The sequence below is a fragment of the Sphingomonas sp. P4_G2 genome (assembly GCF_056401155.1).
On sequence record NZ_JBFUJY010000002.1, the window covers coordinates 640,429 to 664,633 of the forward strand.

A 24,205-nucleotide genomic window follows, 5' to 3' on the forward strand; every position below is an offset into this window, starting at 1 on the left:
ATGCGCCTGCGCATGCGGGGGCGCCATTATCGGCGGCGGTGCGGTCAAAGTGGCCGACGGCGCCAAGGCTCGTCCCGTTTATGCCAAGACGTACAAGCGACATGTCGTGCGGGCCCGGGTAGCGAGCGCCGCCCGATCGCGCGTTCGCAAGGTGGTGACGACCACGACGACCTGCCCACCCGCAATCGTGACGGTTGCCGGTGGCGCTCCATTGCCGATGCCGCCCGCATTCACCGGATCGAGCGGCGGTGTGCCGATCGTTGGCGGAAGCGGTGGCGGCTGGGGCGGCGGCGGCGGCGGGTTCTTCGCCGGCGGGTTTGGCGGCGGCGGCGGTGGCAGCGGCGGGATTGCGATCTCGTCGACCTCGTCCAGCTCGGGCGGTTCGTCCTCGACCTCTTCCTCAACCGGCGGCTTCTCGTCGGGCAGCACCTCCTCTACCTCGTCGGGTAACGTCTCCTCGTCGTCGTCGGGCGACGTGTCGTCCTCAACCTCATCTTCGGGTGACGTCTCGTCCTCCTCGTCGACCTCGAGTTCCTCTAACGGCTCGTCGTCTTCGACGTCTTCATCCTCGAACGGATCGAGCTCGTCCAACTCGTCCGCCAGCTCGGGCTCTTCCTCCACGTCTGGCTCCTCGTCGACCTCGTCGTCGAGCTACGGCTCGTCGTCCAGGGGCTGGAGTTCGAACGGCGGCTGGTCGTCGAACGGCGGCTGGAGCTCGACCGGTGGCCACGGCTCCTCGACTGGGTCGACCGGCGGCACACCAGCCCCGGTGCCGGCGCCGCCGATGATCCTGTTGTTCGGCGGTGCCGCGGCCGCAATGGTCGCGCGTAAGCGCCTGACGAAGAAGAAGACCGAGACGATCGCGGCCTAAGCTGCGCTCAACGCTTTCTCGATTTCGGGAATAGGATGGCCGGTGAGGTTCTTCGGGACTTCGCCGGCCAATCTGTTGGCGACCTCGACATGATAATGTTTGCGCAGCTCGCCCAATGTGTGCGGTGGCGCGGCGATGATGAGCGATTCGAATTCGTTGGCGAGCGCGCGTTCCTTGAGCATCGCCCCGACATCGGCGGCGAAGCGATCCTCTTCCTGCTGGTGAAAATCGACTTCCTGCATCGAACTGCGCGCCGATCCGATCGAGCTGGCGGTGCTGCCCGGCGCGTCGCTTTTCTGGTCGCGATCGGCGGGATTGATCCGGTCCTGGGCATGTTCGACCACCAGATTGGGGTGCACGCCATCGCCCTCATTGCGCAGGAACAGCGCCTTGCGCCCATCGGCGACGACGACGAGGGTATTGTGACGAAGCTGCATGATGTTCTCCTCGGGTTTGGGAGTTGAACGCCGCAGTACGCCACCGGGTTGCGCGCCTCGTCCCGCCCCGCCATAGCCTCGCCGCTATGCATGACATCCGCCTGATCCGCGACAATCCCGAAGCTTTCGATGCAGGGCTGGCCCGTCGCGGCCTGTCACCGATGGCATCGGACCTGCTCGCGTTGGACGAAAAGCGCCGCGCTGTGATCACCGAATTGCAGGCCGGCCAGACTCGCCGCAACGAGGCGTCGAAGGCGATCGGCGCGGCCAAGGCGGCCAAGGACGAAGCGACCGCGGGCGCGCTGATGGCCGAAGTCGCGACGCTCAAGACGCGCTTGCCCGAGTTGGAGGAAGAGGAACGGACCACCGAGGCGGCGCTGAATGAGGCGCTGGCCGCGATCCCCAATCTCCCGCTCGACGACGTGCCCGCCGGCGCGGATGAAGATGATAACCAATTGATGCACGAGCGTGGCACCAAGCCCGTTTTCGCGTTCGAAATTCGCGAGCACGACGCCATCGGCCCGGCGCTCGGACTGGACTTCGAAACCGGCGTGGCGCTTGCCGGCGCGCGCTTCACTTTGGTTCGTGGCGCCGCGGCGCGACTCAACCGCGCGCTCGGCCAGTTTGGGCTCGACGTGCTGACCAAACACCATGGATATGAGGAAGTCGTGCCGCCGCTGCTCGTGCGCAGCGAGGCGATGTTCGGTACCGGGCAATTGCCCAAGTTCGCCGAGGACCTGTTTCAGACCACCGATGGTCGCTGGCTGATACCCACCTCCGAAGTGTCCTTGACCAATATCGTGCGCGAACAAATCCTGGCCGGCGCCGAGCTGCCGCTGCGCTTCACCGCCCTGACGCCCTGCTTCCGCTCGGAGGCAGGCGCCGCCGGACGCGACACGCGCGGCTTCATCCGCCAGCACCAATTCGAAAAGGCCGAGATGGTCTCGATCGTGCCGCCCGATCAGTCGGAAGCCGAGCATGAGCGGATGACCGCCGCCGCGGAAGACGTGCTGACCCGGCTCGGCCTGCCTTTCCGTCGGATGAAGCTGTGCACCGGCGACATGGGTTTTTCCGCGGCCCGCACCTACGATCTCGAAGTCTGGCTGCCGGGCCAGGGGCGCTATCGCGAGATTTCGAGCTGCTCGACCTGCACCGATTTCCAGGCGCGGCGGATGAACGCGCGCTTCCGTGGCGAGGACGGCAAGCCGGCGTTCGTCCACACGCTGAACGGCTCGGGGCTGGTCGTCGGGCGGATGATGGTCGCGATCCTGGAAAATTATCAGCAGGAAGACGGCGCGGTGGCGATCCCTGATGCGCTGCAACCGTATCTCGGTGGGCTGAACCGGCTCGAGCCCAAGGCGTGAGAATCCTTCTCACCAATGACGACGGCTATCACGCGCCCGGACTTGCCGTGCTCGAACGTCTGGCGCGGTGCTTTTCCGACGACATCACCATCGTGGCGCCGGCCGAGGAGCAATCGGGCAAGGGTCGCTCGCTCACACTGACCGAACCGCTGCGGGTCAAGCGGTTCGACGATAAGCGCTACGCCGTCGGCGGCACGCCGACCGATGCGGTAATGTTCGCGCTGGCCAATGTCATGCGCGACGCCAAGCCCGATCTGATCCTGTCGGGAGTCAATCGCGGCGCCAATCTGGGCGAGGACGTATTCTATTCGGGCACGATCGGCGCGGCGATGGAAGGCGCGCTCGCCGGCATCCGCTCGATCGCGATCAGCCAGCGTTATGGTGCCGAAGCGCCCGGCCACGACGTTACGTTCGAGACCGCTGAGGCGTGGGGCGAACGCGTGCTGGCGCCGTTGATCGCCGCACCGGTCGATCCGCGCGTCGTGGTCAACGTCAACTTTCCGCCGATTCCGCCCGATGATGTGCAGGGCGTGCGCGTCGTCCATCAGGGATTGCGCGACTATGGCCGCGTCAAGGTGATCGAGCGCACCGACCCGCGCGGGTTCGCTTATTATTGGATGGGCCTGGGCCGCGTCGAGCACACGCCGGCCGCCGATACCGACCTGGAGGCGATCGAGCGCGGCTTCATTACCGTGACGCCGTTACAGATGGACCTGACGCATCGTGATTCATTGGCTATGCTGGAGAAAGCGTATCGATGACGCAGGGGGGGCCCGCGATGCGAATGATCACACTTGTCCTTTTGATATTCGGACTCTCGGGATGCATCCCGCAGACCAATTATGCGCGGCCATCTGACGCGGGGTCGCCGCCCGTCGCAGATTACGACCCGCCGCCGCCGCAGACCGAAATGACTGCCCCGCCCTCGGCGCCGCCTGCCTGGGAAGCAAAGCCGGTCACACCCGATGCGCGAACGATCGCTGAATCGAGCTATATCGTCCGGCCCGGCGACACGTTGCGCGGCGTTGCCGACAAGACCGGGTCAGGTTCGGAGATCATCGCCAGGGCAAATGCCCTCGAATCGCCCTTCACCATTCGCGCCGGGCAGCAATTGCGCATTCCGGGCGGCCGCTACCATCTGGTCCGGCCGGGCGAATCGGGCATCGCGATCGCGCGGGCCTATGGCGTCCGCTGGGCCGACATCGTCGCTGCCAATAACCTGGTCGAACCCTATGTGCTGCGGTCGGGCCGTCGTATCCTGATCCCCGGCGGCACACGGCCGCCCCAAACGCTCGCCGAGCGCGCGGCAGCGTTCAAGATCGACCTTGGCGACATCGCCACTGGCGGCGGCGAGCCCGCCATTCCGGATAACGTCAGGCCGGTTCGCCCCGCGACCTCGGTGACCAGGGCGCTGCCCTCGACTGTCGCGGTGGGCGCGCCCTCGCCGCTCAGCGGGCCTTTCCTCTGGCCGGTCGCGAGCGGCAGGGTCGTCAAGCGGTTCGGCGGCGGCGCGAGCGGGGAGCGTAATGACGGGATAAAGATCGCGGTGCCGCTGGGGACGCCGATCCGGGCCGCGGCCGATGGTGTGGTGATCTACACTACCGACAGCATCGCTGGACTGGGTGGCTTGGTCATGGTCCGCCACGGCAATGGCTGGACCAGCGTCTATGGCCACGCCAGCCGCGTCATAGTGACTCGCGGCCAGGCGGTGAAACGCGGGCAGACGATCGCGCTGTCGGGCGACACCGGCTTCGCCGACCGCCCGGAAGTGCATTTCGAACTCAGGCAGGGCCGTACGCCGGTCGATCCCTTGTCGAAGTTGCCGAGTCGCTAGTGGCGGTGCTACCCGCGCCGCCATCATGACCGACTACAAATCCGACCTGCTCCGCCTGCTCAACGAGCGCGGCTATATTCATCAAGTGACCGACGCGGCCGCGCTTGACGCGCTCGCGACAAAGCAGGTGGTACCCGGCTATATCGGCTTCGACGCGACCGCGCCGTCGCTGCACATCGGATCGATGGTGCAGATCATGATGCTGCGCCGCCTGCAGCAAGCGGGCCACAAGCCGATCGTGCTGATGGGCGGCGGGACGACCAAGGTCGGCGATCCATCGGGCAAGGACGAAAGCCGGCGGCTGCTCGACGACGCCACGATCGATGCCAACATCGCCTCGATCCGTCGCGTATTCGAACGCTTCCTGACGTTCGGCGACGGGCCGACCGATGCGGTGATGGTCAACAATGCCGACTGGCTCGACAAGCTCGAATATATTCCGTTCCTGCGCGATGTCGGGCGGCATTTCACGATCAATCGCATGCTGGCGTTCGATTCGGTCAAGCTCCGGCTCGATCGCGAGCAGCCGCTGACCTTCCTCGAATTCAACTATATGATCCTCCAGGCCTATGATTTCCTGGAATTGTCGCGCCGTTCGGCATGCCGGCTGCAGATGGGCGGATCGGATCAATGGGGGAATATCGTCAACGGTATCGAGCTGTCGCGGCGAGTCGACGGGACCGAGGTATTCGGGCTGACCACCCCACTGATCACCAATGCGGACGGATCGAAGATGGGCAAGACCGCGGCCGGCGCGGTGTGGCTCAACGACGATGCGCTGCCGGCCTATGATTATTGGCAATATTGGCGGAACGTCGACGACCGCGACGTCGGCCGTTTCCTGCGCCTGTTCACCGACCTGCCGCTCGACGAAATCGCCCGGCTCGAATCGCTCGAGGGTGCAGAGATCAACCAGGCCAAGATCGTGCTCGCCAACGAGGCGACGGCCTTGTGCCGCGGCCAGGAGGCAGCGAACCTGGCCGCCGAGACTGCACGCAAGACGTTCGAGGAAGGATCGGCGGGCGCCGACCTGCCCACGTTTGCGGTGTCCGGCTCGACCGGCCTGGTCGATGCGCTGATCGGGCTCGGCTTCTGCACATCCAAGGGCGAGGCGCGGCGGTTGATCGCCGGTGGCGGCGCGCGGGTCGATGGGGAGAAGGTGGCGGACGAGGCGTTCACCATCGTGATGGCGGGAAATCCGGTGCGCGTGTCGGCGGGCAAGAAGCATCACGGCTTGCTCACGCCGGCGTGAATATGGCTAACAGCCGTTAAACACGTTCCTTTTCAAGCTTTTCATGGGCTGGTCGTTACTCATTGTAGCGAACGGGAAAGGACTCGATGGGCGCGGCACTGGCCTATAGCGATCAACGCGATGCTCCACGGGATGAGGTTCATTACCGTGCGCGCGCTTTCGGCGGCGATGCCCGGCCGGTATCGGTGCTGGTCGTCAACATGTCGGCCCAGGGGCTGATGGCGCGAGTCGATGCCGACCGCCCGATCGGCGAACGGCTGCACATCACCCTTCCTGTGGTCGGCGTGATCGTCGCCGAGGTCCGCTGGTCGCTTGGCGGGCGGATCGGCTGCGAGCTCGACCGGCCGATCGGCATGGCCGAATATTACGAACTGCTCTCGGCCCTGCTCAAGAACGTTCGCTGAGGGCGGTTGCCCAGGGGCAGGCCGCCCTAGCCCGACCGCAGCAATTGCACCCCGGCATCGCGCTCGAACAAGTACAGCGCGATCCGCGCCGCCTGACCGCGCGGGCCGTCCAGGCCACCGTCGCGATCGATCATCAGTCGGGCGTCGTCATGCGCGGTTTGTTGCAGCGAAGCGAAATGCTCGGGCGTCGCCAGGCGATAGCCTTGCTCGCCGGACTGACGCGTCCCGAGCATCTCGCCAGCCCCGCGCAACCGCAAATCTTCCTCGGCGATACGGAAGCCGTCGTTGGTCTCGCGCATCAACGCCAGCCGCGCGCGCGATGTCTCGCTCAGGCCGTTGCCGCGGATGAGCAAGCAGATCGAGCGCCCCGTGCCGCGCCCTACGCGACCGCGCAACTGATGAAGCTGGGCGAGACCGAACCGATCAGCATGCTCGATCACGATCAGCGTCGCATTGGGTACGTCGACCCCGACCTCGATCACCGTGGTCGCCACCAGCACGCCGAGATCGCCGCTGGCGAAGCGCGCCATCACCGCATCCTTCTCGGCCGGTTTCATGCGGCCATGGATCAGCCCGACACGATCGCCGAACCGCGCCTGTAGTGACCCCGCACGCGCCTCGGCCGCGGCGAGGTCCGATTTCTCGCTTTCCTCGACCAAGGGGCACACCCAATAGGCCTGACCTCCGCTGTCGAGATGCCGGCCGAGCGCTTCGACGATCTCGCCCAGCCGGTCCTCCGACATCACCCGCGTTTCGATCGGCTGGCGTCCCGGCGGCATCTCGTCGAGCCGGCTGACGTCCATCTCGCCATATTGCGCCAGGGTCAGCGTGCGCGGGATCGGCGTCGCGGTCATCGCCAGCAAATGCGGCGCGGTACCCTTCTCCTGCAGCAACAGCCGCTGCGCCACGCCGAAGCGATGCTGTTCGTCGACCACGACCAGCCCCAGATCGCGATAGGCTACCGCTTCCTGGAAGATGGCGTGCGTCCCAACCAGGATATGGATCGATCCATCCGCCAGTCCCATCAAGGTCGATTCGCGCACCCTGCCCTTGTCGCGTCCGGTCAGCACCGCGACATTGACCGACAGCCCGGCGAGCATACGCTGCAGCGTGTCGTAATGCTGCCGCGCCAGGATCTCGGTCGGCGCCAGGAACGCCCCTTGCGCGCCCGCCTCGACCGCCATCAACAGCGCCATCGTCGCGACCAGGGTCTTGCCCGAGCCGACATCGCCCTGGAGCAGCCGCAGCATCGGCGCCGATTGCGCGAGGTCGCCCTCGATCTCGCGGATCGTCCGTGCCTGGGCATTGGTCGGCGCATAAGGCAGGTTGAGCATGGCACGCAGCCGCCCGTCGCCGTTAAGCGCGCGTCCACGCCGCGCGCGGGACGATTGCCGCACCAGCATGAAAGCGAGCTGGTTGGCGAACAATTCGTCATAGGCGAGCCGCTCGCGCGCCTTGTGATCGGCGGGATCGGCATGCGCCCGGGCGAGCGCTTCGCGCCAGTCGGGCCATTGATGCTGCGTCTTGACCCCCGGCTCGATCCACTCGGGCAGATCGGGCGCGCGCTCGATCGCCTGATGCGCCATCTGCGCCAGCCGGCGCGAGGTCAGCCCCTCCGACAACGGATAGATCGCCTCGCGCTCGCGAAAGCCCTCGCCGGGATCGGCCAGGTCGGGATGGACGATCTGCAATTCCTGTCCATACATTTCGAGCTTGCCCGAAATGCGCTTGGCCTCACCGAGCGGCAGCAATTTCTTCACCCAGCCCGACGAGCCGCCGAAATAGATCAGGCTGACATAATTGCCCTTGGCGTCGGTCGCGTGAACCCGCGTCGGCCCGCGCGGACTGCTGCTGATGCGGTAATCGACCGGCGTCACGGTAATCGCGATCGTCCGTCCGGCATCGGCCATGTCGAGCTCGTCGCGCGGTAGCCGGTCGATGAACCCGGTCGGCAGATGGAAGGCGACATCGACCACCCGGTGCAGCCCCAGCCGGTCGAGTGGCTTGGCGAGCGCCGGTCCCACGCCCTTGAGCGCAGTCACTTCGGCAAAGAGCGGGTTGAGGATATCGGGGCGCATAGCTATCTCGCTCTCCCTAGCCCCAGCCGACTGCGCGTCAAAGCGCTGCCGGCCAATTGTCGTTGGAGACCAATGGACCGCGATATCCGCCTCAAGCGCCTGCGCTTTCGCGCCTGGCACCGCGGCACCAAGGAAGCCGATCTGATGATCGGCGGATTTTTCGACGCGCATGGCGCGACGTGGAACGATGCCGAGATCGACTGGTTCGAAACCTTTCTGGAAGAACAGGACGTCGACATCATGGCCTGGGCGATCGGAACGCAGGACGTGCCCGCGCAATGGCAAGGGCCGATGATCGAGGCGATGAAGCAGCTGAATTTCGTGCCGATCCAGAAGTAGTTCTCCCCTCCTTGCATGGGAGGGGATTAAGGGGTGGGTCGCGACCCCGGCGCAAGCCGGGCGGGCGTCCGGAACGAGCCCTAAGCCAATCGATCGGCGCTACGCGCCGAACCCACCCCTAACCCCTCCCTTGCAGGGAGGGGAACAAGAAGAAAAATGACCGACCCGCGCAAGATCCTCTCCGCGAAAGCACCCCTGACCCTCGCCGGCGTCCCGGCGGGGTTCCTGCCGGTGTTGCTTGCCGACCTCGCCCGCGCGCAGGCACCGGGCCGCGTGGTGCTGATCGCGCCCGACGAGGCCGAAATGCGTGCTGTCGCGGCGACCGCGGGGTATTTCGCGCCCGAGATCGAGATCGTCACCTATCCGGCCTGGGATTGTCTGCCCTATGACCGCGCCAGCCCGACCTTACGCGTCATGGCCGAACGCCTGGCCGCGCTCCACCGCTTGCAACAGGCGCCGAAGAAGCCGCAGCTCGTCGTCACCACCGCCAATGCCGCGACTCAGCGCACGCTGACGCCGTTCCGCATCCGCCAACTCGTCGCGCGCCTCGCGCCGGGCGAGCGGATCGGCCGCGACAAATTGGCGATATTGCTGTCGGCCAATGGCTATGTCCGCACCGACACGGTCCACGACCAGGGCGAGTTCGCTGTGCGCGGCGGATTGGTCGACCTGTTCCCGAGCGGTGAGGAACAGGCGTTGCGCCTTGATTTCTTCGGCGACGAGATCGAGAGCGTCCGCACCTTCGATGCCGCCTACCAGCGCACCACCGGCCGAGTCGATGGATTCACTCTGCTGCCGGCCTCCGAAGCCCTGCTCGACGAGGAATCGGTCAAGCGCTTCCGCACACGCTATCGCGAGAAGTTCGGCGCCACCGCGACCGGCGACCCGCTCTATCAGGCGATCAGCGACGGGCGTCGGCTGGCCGGCATGGAACATTGGTTGCCGATGTTCGAAGAGCGGTTGGAGACTCTGTTCGACCATCTCGGCGACGACGCGCTGGTGATCCGCGAATCGGGCGTCACCGCGGCGGCCGAACAGCGGTTCGAGGCCGTCTCTGACTATCACGCCAATCGCCTGAAGGCGCAGTCGAGCGATCCGGGCAGCTATCGTCCGCTCGCGCCGAACGCGCTCTATTTGTTGCCCGACGAATGGGCGACGCGGCTCGATCAGGCCAAGGTGCACCTTGCCACGCCGTTCCACGAACCACCGAGCGACACCGTGCTCGATTTCGAGGTCGATGGCCCGCGCGACTTCACGCCCGAGCGCGCGAGTGGCGTCAACATCTACGAAGCGGTCGTAGAGCATCTCGACAAGCTGCGGAAAGACGGCAAGAAACCAATCCTGGCGAGCTATTCGGCCGGGTCGCGCGAACGCCTTGCCGGGTTGCTCAAGGACCATGAGCTGACCGGGCTGAAGCTCGTCGACACCTGGCAGGAAGCGCAGGGCGCCGCGGAGCGCGGTGTCGCGCTCACGATCCTGCCGCTCGATCACGGTTTCACCGCACCCGACATCGCCTTGCTCACCGAGCAGGATATGCTCGGCGACCGCCTGGTCCGCCGCAATCGCCGTAAGAAGTCGGCCGATGCCTTCCTCGCCGAGCTCGCGACGCTCACGCCAGGCGACCTCGTCGTCCATGCCGATCACGGCATCGGCCGCTACGAAGGCCTGACCCAGATCCCGGTGCAGAAGGCGCCGCACGATTGCGTCGCTTTGACCTATGCCGGCGGCGACAAGCTCTACGTTCCGGTCGAGAATCTCGAAGTCCTGAGCCGTTACGGCGGCGACGAAGGCGGCACGCTCGACCGCCTCGGCGGCGAGGCGTGGCAGCGCCGCAAATCGCGGATGAAAGAGCGCATCCGCGAGATTGCCGGCGAGTTGATCGCGACCGCCGCGCTGCGCGCGCTCCGCCAAGCCGATGTCGCCGAGCCCGATTCGTCGGGCTATCCGGCGTTCGTCGACCGCTTTCCCTATCAGGAAACCGACGATCAGGACCGCGCGATCGCCGAATCGCTCGACGATCTAGGCTCTGGCAAGCCGATGGACCGGCTGATCGTCGGCGATGTTGGTTTCGGCAAGACCGAGGTCGCATTGCGCGCCGCGTTCGTCGCGGCGATGGGCGGGATGCAGGTCGCGGTGGTGTGCCCGACCACTCTGCTCGCGCGCCAGCATTACAACAATTTCGTCGCGCGGTTCGAAGGCTTCCCGATCAAGGTCGGGCGGCTGTCGCGGCTGGTCGGCAGTGCCGAGGCAAAGGCCGTCAAGGAAGGTCTGACCGACGGCACGATCGACGTCGTCATCGGCACGCACGCGATCCTGGCCAAGGGCATCGAGTTCAAGCGGCTCGGACTCGTCGTAGTCGACGAGGAGCAGCGTTTCGGCGTCACTCATAAGGAACGACTGAAGGCGCTCAAGACCGACGTCCACGTCCTGACGCTGACCGCCACGCCGATCCCACGCACCTTGCAAATGGCTATGTCGGGCTTGCGCGAATTGTCGGTGATCCAGACGCCGCCGGTCGATCGCCTGGCGGTACGCACCTATGTCATGCCCTGGGATCCGGTGGTGCTGCGCGAGGCGTTGCTGCGCGAACATTATCGCGGCGGGCAGAGCTTCTTCGTGACGCCGCGAGTCAAGGATGTGCCCGAGATCGAGGAATTCCTGCGCGAACACGTGCCCGAGGTGCGCTATGTCGTCGCGCACGGTCAGATGGCGGCCGGCGAAGTCGAGGAGCGGATGTCCGCTTTCTACGACAAGAAGTTCGAGGTTTTGGTGTCGACCACGATCGTCGAAAGCGGGCTCGACATCCCCAGCGCCAATACGATGATCGTCCACCGCGCCGACCGTTTCGGCCTCGCCCAGCTGTATCAGCTGCGCGGCCGCGTCGGGCGGGGCAAGACACGGGCTTATGCCTATCTGACCACGCCGGCCAATCGCATCATCACGGAGACCGCCGACAAGCGGCTCAAGGTACTGTCGGATCTCGACACGCTGGGCGCCGGGTTCCAGCTCGCCAGCCACGATCTCGACATTCGCGGCGCGGGCAATTTGCTCGGCGACGAGCAATCGGGGCATATTCGCGAAGTCGGCTACGAACTCTACCAATCGATGCTCGAGGAAGCGATCCTCGACGCCCGCGCCGGCGGCCTGGCGCAGCGTCCGCGCGATTTCAGCCCGCAGATTACCGTCGACGCGGCGATCATGATTCCCGAGGATTACGTCCCCGATCTCGACCTGCGCATGGGCCTATATCGCCGCCTCAACGAACTCGACGACCAGAACGGGATCGAGGCCTTCGCCGCGGAGATGATCGACCGTTTCGGCCCCCTGCCCGAGCCGACCGCGAACCTGATCAAGCTCATCGAGATCAAGCTCAACGCCAAGAAGGCCTGTGTCGCCAAGATCGACGTCGGCGCGAAGGGCGCGCTGGTCAGCTTCCACGACGACAAGCCGCCCAATATCGATGGCCTGCTCGCTTATGTCGCGCGGCTGCAAGGAGTCGCCAAGCTGCGTCCCGACAGCAAGCTGGTGATCGCGCGCGAATGGGGCGATCCGCAGGCGCGGCTCAATGGCGCGCTGCAATTGTCGAAGGGACTGGCGAAGGCAGCAGGATAAGCCCATCGCTCTAAATCCCACGCTGACCATCGTCGCCAACGCGATGCGGATCGGCGTGCATTTGCGCGATCGATTGACCTGGCAAGAAATTGGTCCAAAAAGAATTAATCTTTACTCCCTGAACGTAACGCCAGGATTCGCGCGTGGGGTAGGAGCGATGGAGAAGACGGTCCGTTTCAAACGCTTGCGGCTCATGACCGCCGCGACCGAGGCACTGACGAAAGCCCAGTCGCTCGCCGAGATACTGGAGATATTACGGTCGCGCGCGCGCGCCATCCTGGGCAGTGACGGGGTGACAGTGGCGATGCGCGAGCGCGATCAGGTCCATTATGTCGGAGAGGATTCGATCGCGCCTTTATGGGCAGGGCGACGCTTTCCGATCGGTTCGTGCATCTCGGGCATTGCGATGACGCAGCGCCGGACGATCGTCATTCCCGACATCCGCGTCGATCTCCGCGTGCCGCTCGACGCCTATCTTTCGATCTATTTCGTCGGCCTGGCGATGGCCCCGATCGGTGTCGGCAAGCCAGTCGCGGCGATCGGCGCCTATTGGCGCAGCGGCCGCCCGATCGACGAGGACGCGTTGGTATTGCTCGACATGCTGGCCAAGGGCGCCAGCGCGCAATTCGAGCGGATCGTCGATCAGCGGATGAAGTGGGCGTCCTGAGGGCCGACAAGTTCGACCTCCTCTTCGCGTTCGAGGTCGATCTCGGCGAATTTCTCGCGGCGCATCGTGAAGATGCCGTGATGGCTCACGATTATCCAAGTGCCTGATATCTCGGTCGCGTCACTATTGATCTGGCCCGAATAGCGGACCGCATGCGCTAGCGCGCCACCGTCATATTGCTTCACGAACCGCAGTCCGGATCCGTTTCGGCTGCCACTGACGAAGGCCCGCCGCACGCCTGTTCCCCCGCTGGTATCGGGCTCGGTGATCGTTCCGGAGATCGCGCCGCCATCGTCGTCGAGCCGCGCGACGAAATTATTGGTATCGGCATAGCCCAGCGCGTCGTAGCGACCATACCAGACCCCGCCGAGATTCTGCGGATCCTCGCTCACACCGTGACCAGATCGGCAAGCGCCTGTCGAAAGGGCTAGCCAAGGCGGCGGGTTGAGCCCTGCCCGTCATGTCAGGTTTGTTCCGGCATCCAGGGAGCAACGGCAGTTTGATCTGCCGGGAGGACGATCGAGCCTCGGTACAAGTCCGGAGTGACGGCCGGGGACGAATTGGCTGTAGAAGCGATACCGTGACGAAACGAGTCCGCGACCGCGCGTTGATACCCGGTACGTCGTCCAGCATTGGAGCGGCAGCGTACACCTGCGTGCTAGCCCATAACAAAAAATTGATCCAAAATGGACTAATCTGGACTTCTCCGAGCCTAACGCTAGGTTTTGCGCACGGGATAGGAGCCATGGGGAAGACGGTCCGTTTCAAGCGCTGGCGGCTGATGACCGCGGCCACCGAGGCTTTGATGCAAGCTGGCTCGCTTGCCGAGATATTGGAGGTATTGCGATCGGATGCCCGCGCGATCCTGCGCAGCGACGGCGTCACCGTGATCATGCGCGAGCGCGACCAGGTTCATTATGTCGGCGAGGATGCCATCGCTCCCCTATGGACGGGTCAGCGCTTTCCGATCGGCTCGTGCATCTCGGGCATGGCGATGACCCAGCGCCGGACGATCGTCATTCCCGATATTCGCGCCGATCCGCGTGTGCCGCTCGACCTCTATCAGTCCACTTTCGTCTCCCGCGTGGCGATCGCCCCGATCGGCGTCGGGAAGCCGGTCGCGGCGATCGGCGCCTATTGGCGCAGCGGCCATCCGATCGACGATGACGCACTGGTGCTGCTCGACATGCTGGCCAAGGGTGCCGGGGCGCAACTCGAACGCATCGTCGATCAGGAGATGAAGACGGCGTCCTGAGGGCCGGCGGCTTCCGGCTCCGCTCACGCCGCGACCAGATCGGCAAGCGCAGCGCTGGTCAGCGGCTCGGCGCACAGAAAGCCCTGATAATATTGGCAGCCTTCCTTGGCGAGCAGGTCGAGCTGTTCGGCGGTTTCGACGCCCTCGGCGATCACCGACAGGCCGAGCGACAAGGCCATTTCGATCACGCCGCGCACGACGATACGGTCGCGCGGCGATCCGCCAATGTCCTGCGCCAGCTTGCGATCGATCTTGAGGTAATCGAGCGGCAATGCCTTGAGATAGGCGAGGCTCGAATAACCGGTGCCGAAATCGTCGATCGCCACGCGGCAGCCCGCTTGTCTCAGTCCGGTAAGTAAAGTCGACGCCGCACCAAGATCGTCGATCAGGCCGCTTTCAGTGATCTCGACGGTCAGGCGCGACCGCGCGAATCCCGAAGCATCGATGCGGTCCAGCAGGATATCGGCAAAGCCTGGCCGCGCGATATCGGCGGCGGTCAGGTTGATCGACAGCCGCTGGCCCGACAACGCTTCGGGCCAGGCCGCCGCCCGACTGAGCGCCAGCCGCTGAATATGGTCGGACAAGGCCAGCCCCAAATCGGCGCGGTCGGCGGCGGCGAACAATTGATCGGCGCCGATCGCTCCGAAGCGCGGATGCTCCCAACGAGCGAGGGCTTCCACCCCGACGATCTTGCCCGTCGCGATCGCCACCTGGGGCTGGAACAGCACCGCGATCTCGTTGCTGTCGATCGCCCGGCGCAGATCGACCGACAAAGCCTCGGCGATTGCGGGTTCGTCGGCGATGCGGATCGTCGCGCCGTCGGACGCGCGCGCATCGTCCAGCGCGTCATTGGCGCGCCGCAACAGCGCCTCGACCGTTTCGTCCGCCCGCGCCGCGGCGACGCCCAGCCGCGCGCCGACGGCCACCAACGTGCCGTCGATCGCGAAAGGCCGCGCCAACGCTTCAGCGAGTGCCCCAGCCAGCGCTTCCGCGTCCGCCGCCTCCTCGAGCCCGACCAGGAATTCGGGGCCTTTTTGCCGCGCGACGATCTGGCGCTTGCCGAGGGTCGTGCGGGCGACGCCGGCGATCCGCCTGACCGCCGCCCGGATCAGCGCGTCGCCGGCCGGGCGGCCATAACCGCTATTGACCAGATCGAAGCGGCTGAGCGCGATCAGGATCGCGCTGGCGCGTTCGCCGCGCTGCAGCCGGCGATCGAGCCATGCACGGGCCGCGCCGGCGTCGAACGAGCCTTCGATCGCCTCCTCGGTTTCCGCCGCCGCGTTGGGCGCGGTGCCGAGTTCCTCGATCAATCCGTGAACCCAGGGATCGCCCGTCGTCGCCTGGACATGATGGACCAGCCGCCCGACCCCTGGATGATCGTGCGCGAACGCGGTCGCCCCGCCGCGGCCGACACGGCGGACTGCCGCCGCCGCTGCCGCGCGATCGTCGGGCGGCAGCGCGCGAAGCGCCGTACCGAGCGAGACCTCTTCGCCCAGATCGAGCCGTTTGCCCAAAGCGGGCGTCAAGCGCACGCGGCGCGTGCGGCGATTGTAGCGCCAGCCGAGCAGATCGACCGCGCGGCCGCGATCCCAATCGCCGGCGATCCGTTCGACGAAACGCCAGGCGAACCGCAGCGCCTGGGCGAATTCGAGCTCGGTGAACGGGCTGGCCAGGAAATGCGTCGCCCCGGCGGCGTGGAAGTCGCCCAGCGCGGCGACGTCGTCGCGCGACACCAGCACGAGCAAGGCACCGCCGCGGACGCGCGCGGCCTCACCGAATGCCTTGGCGGCGGCAAGCCCCTCGCCCAGCGCTCCGCGAGCGTCGAGCACCGCCAAGGCCGCGCCGCTGCCGAGATACCGCCGCGCTGCGCCGTCGCCGCGCCGGGCGGCCACCACGCGCCAGCCCGCCTCCGCCGCGATCGCCGACAATTCACCGCGCTGCCGGAACGACAGCAAGAACAGGGAGTTTCCGGTGTGAGGATCGCTGGGGACCATTGCGCGCGGTTCTACGCATGCCGACGCGACTTCGCCAATCCGCAATCGGCCATGCGCAATCGGAACGCGCGCAGCTAATCGGGGTTGCCGCAGGGGGTACGACGCCCTAGCTGTCAAAGCACGATGGCGACAGCCCCCGCCCTGATCGACCGACATGGCCGCACGATCAGCTATCTGCGCGTGTCGGTGACCGATCGCTGCGACCTCAGATGCCGTTACTGCATGGCCGAGGACATGCGCTTCCTCCCGCGCGATGCGTTGCTCGAGCTCGACGAGATCGCCGTCATCGCCGAACGCTTCATCGCGCGCGGTGTGACCAAGATCCGGCTGACCGGCGGCGAGCCTCTCGTGCGGCGTGGCGTTATCGATCTCGCTCGGCGGTTGGGGCGGCAAGTCGGGAAGGGTCTCGACGAACTGACGTTGACGACCAACGCCACACGGCTGGCCGACTGTGCCGGCGATCTGCGGACCGCCGGCATCCGGCGGATCAATGTCAGCCTCGACAGCCTCGATCCCGATCGCTTTCACCACATCACCCGCCATGGCGATCTGTCGCGTGTGATCGAGGGCATTGCCGCCGCCAAGGCGGCGGGACTGGCGATCAAGATCAACATGGTCGCGCTCAAGGATCTCAATCAGGACGAAATTCCGGCAATGCTCGCCTGGTGCGTCGAGCAGGGTCATGATCTCAGCCTGATCGAAACCATGCCGCTGGGTGCGATCGACGAGGATCGCGCCGACCGGTTCGTGCCGCTGACCGCGGTGTTCGACGATCTGTCGCGGCGGTTCGACCTGATCCGCGACCCGCGATCGACCGGCGGTCCGGCACGCTATTGGCGCGTCGGCGCCAGCCCTACCCGATTGGGACTGATCTCTCCCCTCACCGCCAATTTCTGCGATGGCTGCAACCGCGTCCGGTTGACGACCGAGGGACGGCTCTATGCCTGTCTCGGCCATGACGATCAGGTGGATCTGAAGGCGGCATTGCGCACGGACGGGATGACTGGGCTCGATGCCGCGATCGACGAGGCGCTGGCGATCAAGCCCGCGCGCCACGATTTCCGCATCGCCGCCGGCGCCGCGCCCGCGGTCGGGCGGCATATGAGCGTGACCGGCGGATGAAGCGCGCGCTGGTCGCGTCGCCGACCCCACCCGCCCAGGCCGCCGAGCGCGAGCTGCGAGACAGCTACGAGTGGGTGCCCGTCGAACAGGCCGATCTGGTCGTCGCGCTGGGCGGTGACGGCTTCATGCTCCAGACGCTGCACGCGATGCTCGATCGGCGCGATCCGGTACCCGTATTCGGCATGAACCTGGGCACGGTCGGTTTCCTCATGAACGACTGGCGGCGCGACGGGCTCGACGCGCGGCTCGAGCGCACGCGTCCGTTCAAGGTCACGCCGCTTCAGATGACCGCGCGGACGATCGCTGGAGAGACGTTCGTCCACCCGGCGATCAACGAAGTCTCGCTGCTCCGCGAAACGCGCCAGACCGCCAAGCTGGAAGTCACGGTCAACGATCGCGTCGTGATCCCGGAACTGGCCTGCGATGGTATCCTGGCCGCGACGCCGGCGGGATCGACCGCGTATAATCTGTCGGCCAACGGCCCGATCCTCCCGCTCGGCTCGGCGATGATCGCCTTGACCCCGATCTCCGCTTTCCGCCCACGCCGCTGGCGCGGCGCGATCCTGCCCGAAAAGGCGCGGATCACGCTCAAGGTACTCGAAGCGGCCAAGCGGCCGGTATCGGCCGTCGCCGACCAGCACGAGGTACGAGATGTCGCACAAGTCGATATCGCGATCGACCGTTCGCGCGAGCTGACCCTGCTGTTCGACCCCGAGCATGCGCTCGACGACCGCATCACCATGGAGCAGTTCGCCGCCTGAGGTTTTAACGGGAAATCAGGGGTTGCATCGTTAATGCGCGAAGGTATAGACGCGCGCTCCGGTGACGTTCCCTGATAGCTCAGCGGTAGAGCTCTCGACTGTTAATCGAGCGGCCGTAGGTTCGAATCCTACTCAGGGAGCCACCGCCGTAACGATCCGAGACGGGCAAATAATCCCGGACCTGCGTTCAGAGTGCTGGCGAGAGCGCCTCGATGATCCGACAGTCGGCAATGGTCGAGCCAGCACAGGTATCCAGGCGTCGAACCAGCTCACCGCGCAGCGCTTGCAGGTCCGCGAGCTTGCGGTCGATCTCGGCGACATGCGCGGTCGTGATCGCGTCGACTTCGGCGCAGGGCGCATCGCGGTCGTCCGCCAGATGCAGCAGTGTGCGCACCTGGTCGAGCGTGAAGCCTAGGTCACGCGAGCGGCGGATGAAGGACAGGCGCACAAGATGTCCCTGCTCATAGATGCGATAGTTGCTATCGCTGCGGGCAGGCGAGGGAAGCAACCCCTCCGCCTCATAGAAGCGGATCGTTTCCACCTTGGTGCCAGTGGCCCGTGCGAGATCGCCAATCTTCATAGCTTGACCCTATAGTGGCTTCAGGGTGCATGGGTCCAGCCGCACACCGACGACTCAGGATCCACGCGTGGCCGACGAATGCTGCTCCAGGAAGGGTGACACGCTTGCCTCACTCGCCGCGAAGGCCGGGCAGCGGCGGGTGCTGGTCATCGTCATGGCCATCAATCTCGCCATGTTCCTCGTCGAGTTTGGCGGCGGTCTGGCCGCGCGATCCTCCGCGCTGATGGCGGATTCGGTCGACATGCTCGGCGATGCGCTTGTCTATGCGCTGAGCCTCTACGCGCTGCACCGCGGCCCCGGATGGGAGGCCGGTGCGGCGATCGCCAAGGGCGTGATCATTCTCGGGTTCGGCATGGTGGTGCTGGTCGAGATCGCCGACAAGCTCGCGCATGGCATTCCGCCGTCGAGCACGCTCATGCTTGCCTTCGGCTCCGGCGCGCTCGCCGCCAATCTCCTCTGTCTGGGCCTGCTATGGCGCTTCCGCGGCGCCAATGTGAACATGCGCAGCACCTTCGAATGCTCGCGCAACGATGTCCTCTCGAACATCGGCGTCCTCGTCGCGGCTGGACTGGTGGCCGCCACCAGCGCGGCCTGGCCGGATATTGCGGTGGGCACGGTCGTCGCGTTGCTGTTCCTGCGCTCGGCGTGGCGCGTGCTTGCTGAGGCGATCCCGGCATGGCGCGGCGCGCGGCCGCAACGCCCCGAGGCTTTGCGATGACAGCGCGACCGCGAACCGCTATCCGGGCATCAATGCTGCACCGTGCATGGCTCCTTCTCCTCTGCCTGCTCGCGTCGTCCCTGGTGGCGACGTCGACCGTACACGCACAGGAGAACTATCTAGCGGAGGCCGCCTGCAGCGAAATGGCGCATATCGAAGGTGATGCGGACGAGGCTCCCGCCGATGGCAGCCAGCCCTTTCCCCATCATCATGGCGCGTGCCACGGGCACAACGTCACGGCACCGGTCGCCTCTCTGGCGCTTCCGCCTATGCTGATCGCGCTCGATACGCCCAGGGCATCCGGCACATCGCGCCTCGCTCAAGGCATGGTCAGTCCAGCGCTCGAACCGCCACGCGCCTGATCCCGCGCGCCCGCGCACCCGCCCATCCTTGACGCTCGACCCGCGCGGACTTTCCGCCGGTCCTGGGAAGTTGCCCATGAAGCCCAATATCGCGGCCTTGCCGCTGCTGCTTGCCCTGGCCGCCTGCGGCGGCGCGAGCCAGCCCATTGAAAACAAGGCGGACGCCGAAGCCAGCCATGGCGAGGAAGGCGTCGTTACCCTCACGCCTCAACAGATATCCACCGCAGGGATCGAAGTCGTCAGTCCGACGATCGGCGGCAACGGTGGCGCGATCGACCTGCCCGCGCTGCTGACGAGCGATCCCCAGGCGACACGGATCGTCGCTGCCACCGTGCCAGGCCGCATCGTCGAGCTCCGCCGTAATCTCGGCGACGGTGTGACGCGCGGCGAGACGCTGGCAGTGCTGGAAAGCCGCGAGGCGGCGGGTCTTCAGGCCGAGGTGCAGCGCGCCGCCGCCGCCGCCGAGCTGGCGCGAACCACGCTCGCGCGCGACGAGGCTCTCTACGCCAAGGGCTTCCGACCCTTACGCGAAGTCGAGATCTCGCGCGCCGCCGCCAAACAGGCGAATGTCGCCCTGCGGCTCGCCCGCCAGCAGGTCGCCGCCAGTGGCGGGCGCGGCGGTAGCGACAACCGCATCGTCATCACCGCGCCGATTTCGGGCCGGGTCATCGCGCGGTCCGCAATGCTCGGACAGAATTTCGCGACGGATGCCGCTGAGACCGAACTATTCCGCATCGCCCGTCTCGATCGGCTGAGTGTCACACTTTCCTTGTCCCCTGCCGATGCCGGACGCGTACGGCCGGGCATGACGGTCGCGGTCACCTCACCGGGGCGCAGCCAATCGGCGCGGATCAGCTTCGTCTCGCCCGTGCTCGATGCCGAAACGCGCCAGGTGCCCGTCATCGCGATGCTGGACAATCGCAGCGGGCAATGGCGCGCCGGCGAGCCGGTCACCGCCTCGATCCAGCTGCCAGGCACAAGCGACGGCACGATCCGGGTCCCGTCGACCGCCGTGCAGACAGTGGAAGGCAAGACCGTCGTGTTCGTGCGCACCGGCACCGGCTTTCGCGCGGTTCCGGTCACGCTCGGGCGGCAGGACGGCGCGATGGTCGTGGTGACCAACGGGCTCACCGGCCGCGAACGGATCGCCGCGGCCAACAGCTTCACGCTCAAGTCCGCGCTCGGTGCGGCCGAAGCCGGGCATGAGGACTGAGCCATGATCGACCGCATCGTCACATGGGCAGTCGACCGGCGCTGGCTGGTCCTGCTGCTCACTACCGTCGCCGCGATCATTGGCGGCATCTCGCTCGCACGCCTGCCGATCGACGCGGTGCCCGACATCACCAACAACCAGGTCCAGGTGAATGTCCTCGCACCCGCGCTATCGCCCGAGTTGATCGAAAAGCAGGTGGCCTTTCCGATCGAGACCGCACTCGCCGGGATCAAAGGGCTGGAAAGCACCCGTTCGCTCAGCCGCAACGGCTTCGTCCAGGTCACCGCGATCTTCTCGGATTCGACCGACATCTATTTTGCGCGCAGCCAGGTGCAGGAGCGGATGACGGCGGCACAAGAAGCGCTCCCCGCAGGCGTGAAGCCAGCAATGGGGCCGATCGCGACCGGCCTGGGCGAGGTCTATATCTGGACCCTGCGCTACGCCGAGCGCGCGCATGAACAGCATCGCCCCGGCGAGCCCGGGCTGCAGCCCGACGGCAGCTACATCACACCCGAAGGCGACAGGCTGGCGAGCGAGGCCGACAAGGCGACCTATCTCCATACCGTCCAGGACTGGATCGTCGCGCCGCAGATCAAGACGGTCGAAGGCGTCGCAGGCATCGACTCGCTTGGAGGCTTCGAGAAAGAATATCTCGTCGTCCCCGACATCCAGCGGCTCGCTGCATTGAAGCTGTCGCTGTCCGATCTCGCCGCCGCGCTCGAGCGCAACAATGTCGCGACCGGCGGCGGCACGGTGAACCGTAACGGCGAGGGCCTCGCCGTTCGCGCCGACGCGCGCATCCGCAGTCTCGCTCAGCTGCGCGGCACGGTGATCGCGACACGCGAAGGCGTGCCGGTCACGCTCGATCAGGTCGCCGAAGCGCGGCTCGGCCAGGGTGTCCGCATGGGCGCCGGTTCGGAGAATGGCCACGAGGTGATCACCGGCACCGCGATCATGCGGATAGGCGAGAACAGCCGTACCGTCTCCTCAGGGGTCGACGCCAAGCTCAAGGCGATCGCCCCTTCCCTGCCGCGCGACATCGTCGTCGAGCCGGTGCTCGACCGCACCAGGCTGGTCAACGCCACCATCACGACCGTGGCAAAGAACCTCGCCGAAGGCGCGCTGCTGGTCATCGTCGTGCTGTTCCTGCTGCTCGGCAACTTTCGGGCGGCGCTGATCGCAGCACTGGTGATCCCGATCACCATGCTGCTCACCGGCTTCGGCATGCTGCGGGTCGGCGTCTCGGCCAACCTGATGAGCCTCGGCGCGCTCGATTTCGGGCTGATCGTCGATGGCGCGGTGATCATCGTCGAGAATGCGCTCCGCCGCATCGCCGAGCGTCAGCACAGCGAGGGCCGAACACTGGCCTTGCCGGAGCGGCTCGCCGTCGTCGCGGCCGCGGCGCGCGAGATGATCCGACCCTCGGTCTATGGCCAGGCGATCATCATCCTCGTCTATGTGCCGCTGCTGACCTTGAGCGGCGTCGAAGGCAAGACGTTCGAGCCAATGGCGCTGACCGTCATCATGGCGCTCGTCTTCGCGTTCATCCTTTCGCTCACCTTCGTACCCGCGGCGATCGCGGTCGCGCTGTCGCGCCCGGTCGAGGAGAAGGAAGGGAGCACAGTACGTTGGCTGCGGCGGCGCTATGAGCCCGGCCTCGACCGAGCGATGCAGCGGCCGAGCCTGACTATCGGCATCGCTGTCGGTGCGCTCGCGCTGGCCGGCGCCGCCTACACCACGCTCGGCCAGGAGTTCCTGCCGCAACTCGATGAGGGCGATGTCCTCGTCTCGGCCTTCCGCGTGCCGGGCACCTCGGTCGAGCAAAGTCAGAAGATGCAGGCGCAGATCGAGCGCGCCCTTGCGGGCATGCCCGAGATCAAGACGGTCTTCTCGCGAACCGGCACCGCGGAGGTCGCATCAGACCCGATGCCGCCTAACGCCACCGACACGTTCATCATGCTCAGGGACCGGAAGGATTGGCCCAATCCGTCCGAAGAGAAGGCAGCGGTCGTCGAACGGATCGAGGCACGGCTCGCCCAGGTTCCCGGCCATGCCTATGAGGTCACGCAGCCGATCCAGATGCGGTTTAACGAGCTGATCGCCGGCGTGCGATCGGATGTCGCAATCAAAGTGTTCGGCGAGGACTTCGCCGAGATGAACGCGACCGCTGCGAACATCGCCGGCGTGCTCCGCCGCACGGCTGGTGCCGAGGACGTGAAGGTCGAGCAGACCGAAGGTCTGCCGATGCTCGACATCGCCTATGCCCAGGACCGCGCCTCGCGGGTCGGGGTCAGCGCGCAGGATGTCGCCGACACTGTCGCCACAGCGGTGGGCGGACGCGAGGCGGGCCGAATCTTCGAGGGCGACCGCAGCTTTCCGATCGTCATCCGCCTGACCGACGCGGCGCGTGCCAATCTGGAGACGCTCGGTCAGACGCCCGTGCCGACACCGGGCGGCAGCTTCGTCCCGCTCGCCTCGGTCGCCGATATCCGGCTGATCGACGGCCCGAACCAGATCAGCCGCGAGAATGGCAAGCGGCGCGTGGTGGTGCAGGCCAATGTCCGCGGCCGCGACGTGGCGAGCGTCGTCGCCGATGCGAAAGCGGCGATCTCAAGCAAGGTGCAGCTTCCCGCGGGCACCTGGCTTGAATGGGGCGGCCAATTCGAGAACCTGGCTTCCGCGCGCGACCGGCTGGCCCTGGTGGTGCCGGCATGCTTCGTGCTGGTCCTGCTCCTGCTGTTCGGCGCGCTCGGCAACATGCGCGATGCCGGAATCGTGTTCACCGGCGTGCCGCTGGCGCTGGTCGGCGGCGTACTCGCGCTGGTGCTGCGTGGCATGCCCTTCTCGATCTCGGCTGCTGTCGGGTTCATTGCACTGTCGGGCATCGCGGTCCTCAACGGGTTGGTAATGCTGACCTCGATCCAGCAACTCGTGGCCGAAGGGCGCGATCGCGTGACCGCGGCACGGGAGGGCGCGCTTGCCCGGCTGCGTCCGGTGGCGATGACAGCGCTGGTGGCGAGCCTGGGCTTCGTACCGATGGCGCTCGGCCACGGCGCCGGCGCCGAGGTGCAGAAGCCGCTGGCAACGGTGGTGATCGGCGGGTTGATCAGCGCTACGCTGCTCACGCTCTTCGTGCTGCCGACGCTCTATGCACGTTTCGGTAGCACGAGCCCCACAAGGTCCAATTCATAGCGGCCAGGTCGATGCGGCTATAGCTGGCGAGCGACACGCTGATTTCCTTCGCGTGCTCCCGTAGAGAATTTCGAATGTGCTCCACGAACGGGAGCCATTTTCTGGTTTTGGGTGCTCTCGCGCCTGAATCCCCCTCGCAAGGGTCTCGCG

21 protein-coding genes and 1 tRNA gene are annotated in these 24,205 nt (G+C 66.2%); 16 read left to right on the forward strand and 6 right to left on the reverse strand.

The features are described from left to right. Positions 1–78: 78 nt before the first annotated feature. Both AC1DRD_RS08520 and AC1DRD_RS08525 read right to left on the reverse strand, forming a co-directional pair. Positions 79–621: a hypothetical protein gene (locus AC1DRD_RS08520; protein ID WP_478041046.1), complete on the reverse strand. Its 543-nt coding sequence runs from the start codon at positions 619–621 to the stop codon at positions 79–81. 246 nt (positions 622–867) lie between these two features. Beyond that, positions 868–1,308 carry a host attachment family protein gene (locus AC1DRD_RS08525; protein WP_478030388.1) on the reverse strand — a complete coding sequence of 147 codons (441 nt, stop codon included), beginning with the start codon at positions 1,306–1,308 and terminating at the stop codon, positions 868–870. An 86-nt stretch (positions 1,309–1,394) separates the two neighbouring features. Between AC1DRD_RS08525 and serS the strand changes: the two genes are divergently transcribed. The 5 genes from serS to AC1DRD_RS08550 all read left to right on the forward strand — a co-directional run bounded on the left by serS (position 1,395) and on the right by AC1DRD_RS08550 (position 6,162). Continuing rightward, positions 1,395–2,672, forward strand: a complete 1,278-nt coding sequence (gene serS / locus AC1DRD_RS08530; protein ID WP_478041047.1) for a serine--tRNA ligase — start codon at positions 1,395–1,397, stop codon at positions 2,670–2,672. Beyond that, positions 2,669–3,433: a 5'/3'-nucleotidase SurE gene (gene surE / locus AC1DRD_RS08535; protein ID WP_478030390.1), complete on the forward strand. Its 765-nt coding sequence runs from the start codon at positions 2,669–2,671 to the stop codon at positions 3,431–3,433. Before serS ends, surE begins: the two co-directional genes overlap by 4 nt. Continuing rightward, the gene (locus tag AC1DRD_RS08540; RefSeq protein ID WP_478041048.1) at positions 3,430–4,506 is read left to right on the forward strand and encodes a peptidoglycan DD-metalloendopeptidase family protein; all 1,077 of its coding nucleotides are present in this window, start codon (positions 3,430–3,432) and stop codon (positions 4,504–4,506) included. Before surE ends, AC1DRD_RS08540 begins: the two co-directional genes overlap by 4 nt. A 25-nt stretch (positions 4,507–4,531) precedes the next feature. After that, entirely contained in the window at positions 4,532–5,758 is a 1,227-nt protein-coding gene (gene tyrS, locus AC1DRD_RS08545) for a tyrosine--tRNA ligase (protein WP_478041049.1), read from the forward strand. 86 nt (positions 5,759–5,844) lie between these two features. Next, positions 5,845–6,162, forward strand: coding sequence for a PilZ domain-containing protein (locus tag AC1DRD_RS08550; protein WP_478030393.1), 318 nt, complete (start codon positions 5,845–5,847; stop codon positions 6,160–6,162). Between the two features lie 26 nt (positions 6,163–6,188). Here AC1DRD_RS08550 and recG read toward each other — a convergent pair whose 3' ends face one another. Then, on the reverse strand, positions 6,189–8,240 hold the full coding sequence (recG, locus tag AC1DRD_RS08555; RefSeq protein WP_478041050.1) for an ATP-dependent DNA helicase RecG: 2,052 nt from the start codon (positions 8,238–8,240) through the stop codon (positions 6,189–6,191). A 72-nt stretch (positions 8,241–8,312) separates the two neighbouring features. On the opposite strand from recG, the gene AC1DRD_RS08560 reads away from it, so the two are divergent. The 3 genes from AC1DRD_RS08560 (at position 8,313) to AC1DRD_RS08570 (ending at position 12,858) form a co-directional block, all read left to right on the forward strand. Then, on the forward strand, positions 8,313–8,579 hold the full coding sequence (locus AC1DRD_RS08560) for an FAD assembly factor SdhE (RefSeq protein ID WP_478041051.1): 267 nt from the start codon (positions 8,313–8,315) through the stop codon (positions 8,577–8,579). Between the two features lie 156 nt (positions 8,580–8,735). Further along, a complete protein-coding gene (gene mfd / locus AC1DRD_RS08565) occupies positions 8,736–12,191 on the forward strand; it encodes a transcription-repair coupling factor (RefSeq protein ID WP_478041052.1) in 3,456 nt (1,151 codons plus the stop codon). Positions 12,192–12,348: 157 nt separating this feature from the next. Then, the gene (locus tag AC1DRD_RS08570; RefSeq protein WP_478030400.1) at positions 12,349–12,858 is read left to right on the forward strand and encodes a GAF domain-containing protein; all 510 of its coding nucleotides are present in this window, start codon (positions 12,349–12,351) and stop codon (positions 12,856–12,858) included. Here the strand turns inward: AC1DRD_RS08570 and AC1DRD_RS08575 are convergent. Continuing rightward, on the reverse strand, positions 12,834–13,250 hold the full coding sequence (locus AC1DRD_RS08575) for a hypothetical protein (RefSeq protein WP_478030402.1): 417 nt from the start codon (positions 13,248–13,250) through the stop codon (positions 12,834–12,836). The two genes, AC1DRD_RS08570 and AC1DRD_RS08575, sit on opposite strands and share 25 nt — an antisense overlap. Positions 13,251–13,603: 353 nt before the next feature. Between AC1DRD_RS08575 and AC1DRD_RS08580 the strand changes: the two genes are divergently transcribed. Then, a complete protein-coding gene (locus tag AC1DRD_RS08580) occupies positions 13,604–14,113 on the forward strand; it encodes a GAF domain-containing protein (RefSeq protein ID WP_478030404.1) in 510 nt (169 codons plus the stop codon). Positions 14,114–14,136: 23 nt separating this feature from the next. Here the strand turns inward: AC1DRD_RS08580 and AC1DRD_RS08585 are convergent, their stop codons facing one another. Continuing rightward, entirely contained in the window at positions 14,137–16,107 is a 1,971-nt protein-coding gene (locus tag AC1DRD_RS08585; RefSeq protein WP_478041053.1) for a putative bifunctional diguanylate cyclase/phosphodiesterase, read from the reverse strand. A 123-nt stretch (positions 16,108–16,230) separates the two neighbouring features. On the opposite strand from AC1DRD_RS08585, the gene moaA reads away from it, so the two are divergent. The 3 genes from moaA to AC1DRD_RS08600 all read left to right on the forward strand — a co-directional run bounded on the left by moaA (position 16,231) and on the right by AC1DRD_RS08600 (position 18,133). Beyond that, positions 16,231–17,229 (forward strand): GTP 3',8-cyclase MoaA, encoded by a 999-nt coding sequence (moaA, locus tag AC1DRD_RS08590; RefSeq protein ID WP_478041054.1) that lies wholly within the window; start codon positions 16,231–16,233, stop codon positions 17,227–17,229. Continuing rightward, the gene (locus AC1DRD_RS08595) at positions 17,226–17,990 is read left to right on the forward strand and encodes an NAD kinase (protein WP_478030409.1); all 765 of its coding nucleotides are present in this window, start codon (positions 17,226–17,228) and stop codon (positions 17,988–17,990) included. Before moaA ends, AC1DRD_RS08595 begins: the two co-directional genes overlap by 4 nt. 68 nt (positions 17,991–18,058) lie before the next feature. Continuing rightward, a tRNA-Asn gene (locus tag AC1DRD_RS08600) sits at positions 18,059–18,133 on the forward strand. A 44-nt stretch (positions 18,134–18,177) separates the two neighbouring features. Here AC1DRD_RS08600 and AC1DRD_RS08605 read toward each other — a convergent pair. Continuing rightward, complete coding sequence (locus tag AC1DRD_RS08605) at positions 18,178–18,570, reverse strand: MerR family transcriptional regulator (RefSeq protein WP_478041055.1); 393 nt, start codon at positions 18,568–18,570, stop codon at positions 18,178–18,180. 67 nt (positions 18,571–18,637) lie between these two features. Here AC1DRD_RS08605 and AC1DRD_RS08610 point away from each other — a divergent pair, with 67 nt between their 5' ends. The 4 genes from AC1DRD_RS08610 (at position 18,638) to AC1DRD_RS08625 (ending at position 24,055) form a co-directional block, all read left to right on the forward strand. Further along, complete coding sequence (locus tag AC1DRD_RS08610; protein WP_478041056.1) at positions 18,638–19,288, forward strand: cation efflux transmembrane domain-containing protein; 651 nt, start codon at positions 18,638–18,640, stop codon at positions 19,286–19,288. A gap of 32 nt (positions 19,289–19,320) precedes the next feature. Beyond that, positions 19,321–19,650, forward strand: coding sequence for a DUF2946 family protein (locus tag AC1DRD_RS08615; RefSeq protein WP_478041057.1), 330 nt, complete (start codon positions 19,321–19,323; stop codon positions 19,648–19,650). A gap of 76 nt (positions 19,651–19,726) precedes the next feature. Continuing rightward, positions 19,727–20,863, forward strand: a complete 1,137-nt coding sequence (locus AC1DRD_RS08620) for an efflux RND transporter periplasmic adaptor subunit (protein ID WP_478041058.1) — start codon at positions 19,727–19,729, stop codon at positions 20,861–20,863. A 3-nt stretch (positions 20,864–20,866) separates the two neighbouring features. After that, entirely contained in the window at positions 20,867–24,055 is a 3,189-nt protein-coding gene (locus tag AC1DRD_RS08625) for an efflux RND transporter permease subunit (RefSeq protein ID WP_478041059.1), read from the forward strand. The last annotated feature ends 150 nt before the right edge of the window (positions 24,056–24,205 follow it).